2 protein-coding genes and 1 pseudogene are annotated in these 1,799 nt (G+C 68.0%); 1 reads left to right on the forward strand and 2 read right to left on the reverse strand.

The features are described from left to right. Positions 1 to 514 (reverse strand): DUF2460 domain-containing protein (locus HX774_RS18325; RefSeq protein ID WP_178828878.1); only part of this gene is annotated, 514 nt, incomplete at its 3' end. Between the two features lie 160 nt (positions 515 to 674). Between HX774_RS18325 and HX774_RS18330 the strand changes: the two genes are divergently transcribed. Further along, on the forward strand, positions 675 to 1,376 hold the full coding sequence (locus HX774_RS18330) for a DUF805 domain-containing protein (protein ID WP_178828879.1): 702 nt from the start codon (positions 675 to 677) through the stop codon (positions 1,374 to 1,376). 208 nt (positions 1,377 to 1,584) lie between these two features. Here HX774_RS18330 and HX774_RS18335 read toward each other — a convergent pair. Next, positions 1,585 to 1,799, reverse strand: a pseudogene (locus HX774_RS18335) (phage tail tape measure protein); the annotation flags it as partial.

Here is a 1,799-nt window from a genome sequence, read left to right on the forward strand (position 1 = left end):
CATCAAAGACGAACCCCGCCGTCACCTCAGCCCCCACGACCGGCGCCGTCGCCAGCGTCACCTCCCCCGTCGCGTGATCGACGACAAAGCCCCCCGTCTCGACGCCCCCGACCGCCGCCCGCACCGAGCCCTCGACCGGCTTCGCAATCCGCCGCTTATGGTCGCCGTAGGCCTTGCACAGCCCAAACGTCCGCCGCACCCCGTCGCCGACGCCGATCCTCTGGTCCGTCGCCGCCACGACCTCGCCCGGCGCACAGCTCTTGAAGTCGGCGAAGTCCCGGAACCGGAACCCGTACAGGCGTCCGCGCCGCGCCTCGAAAAAGGCCGTCAGCGCCGCCATGTCGTCCAGCGACCGCAACCCCGCCCCGATCAGATAGCGCCGTCGCCCCTCGGCCCAGGGCGTCGAGCGCCGCTCGAACCCGGACCCCAGGGTCGTGATCTCCGTCCGCCGCTCCACCCCGCCGGTCGATCCGAACGCCAGCCGCGCCGGCAGACGCACCTCATGAAAGGCCATGCATCCTCGCTTGTGTGTTGAACTGCGCCATTTCGGGACAAGCTGCGATTTGTTCGCAGAAATCCTGCCCCAAGGTCACGCTTCGGCTTGTCTGAAAACCGGCGCTCAGCCATGCTCGCGCCAAAGCGGCCGGGGGCCGTTCAGACATGGAGACTTCCGAGTGCGCGGTGAAATTCTCAGCTACGACGATGTGTCGGGCACCGGCCTGATCAGCGGCGACGACAGCATCCGCTACGGCTTCGCCCTTTCCGCCATCCAGGCGGGCGGCGTCATCGCCACCGGCGCCCGCGTCGACTTCGTGCCCGAAGGCCTCGAAGCGACCCAGATCATGGTCCTGGCCGGCTCGCCCGCCGCCGCCTTCGGCCAGGCCGCCAGCTCGGCCTACACCGCCCGCGACACCGGCGGCGGCTACGACTTCGCCAGCGCCATGCTCTCGTTCAACGGTCGGCTTCGCCGCCAGCATTTCTGGATCAGCTGGTTGATCCTGCTCGGCGTCAGCGTCGTCACCGGCTGGATTCCGATCATCGGCGGCTTGATCGGCCTTGTCCTGATCTGGCCGAACCTCGCCATCTCGGTGAAGCGCCTGCACGACATGGGCAAGACCGGGTGGTTCGTCGTCATTCCCTGGGTCGCCACCATCATCGGCTTCATCATGATCATCAGCGCCGTCGGCATGGCGATCTTCACCAACCCCCAGGCCTTCGAGAGCGAAGACCCCACGGTCGCCCTGTCCATGCTCGGCTCGATGATGGGCGGCTTCGCCGTCATGGGTCTGGTCGGCCTCGCCTTCCTGCTCTGGATCGGCATCACCGACAGCCAGCGCGGCGACAACAAGTTCGGCCCCAATCCCAAGGGCGAATAATCGACCAAAGGGGCGCTCCTCGGAGCGCCCTTTTTTCTTGTTGGCTATCGCTCAGCGCACGGCGCCTCTCTGCTTGAGCCACGCTTTTTGAGGCTATCGCGAACCGCGCGGCGCTTCGCTGCTTGAGCCAAGCTCTTGGTGGCTATCGCTCGGCGCACGACGCCTCGCTGCTTGAGCCACGCGAGTTTGAGACTATCGCTCCGCGCCGCTACATCCTTCGCGCGCCCAGGGCCGTCGCCCGCGCCAGCATCCGCGCGATCTGCGCCTCGGACCGCAGCAAGCCCTGCGCCCCGCCGTCCACGCTGACATTAACCGTCACCCCGGCCCCGCCGCCCATCGGCTCTATGCTGCCCGCGCCCGCCGGTCGAAACACCTCCGGCCCGCGCTCGCCGACCAGATAGGCCCCGCCGCCCAGCACCGGCC

It is taken from the genome of Brevundimonas sp. P7753 (assembly GCF_013386595.1).
GTDB classification, from domain to species: domain Bacteria; phylum Pseudomonadota; class Alphaproteobacteria; order Caulobacterales; family Caulobacteraceae; genus Brevundimonas; species Brevundimonas bullata.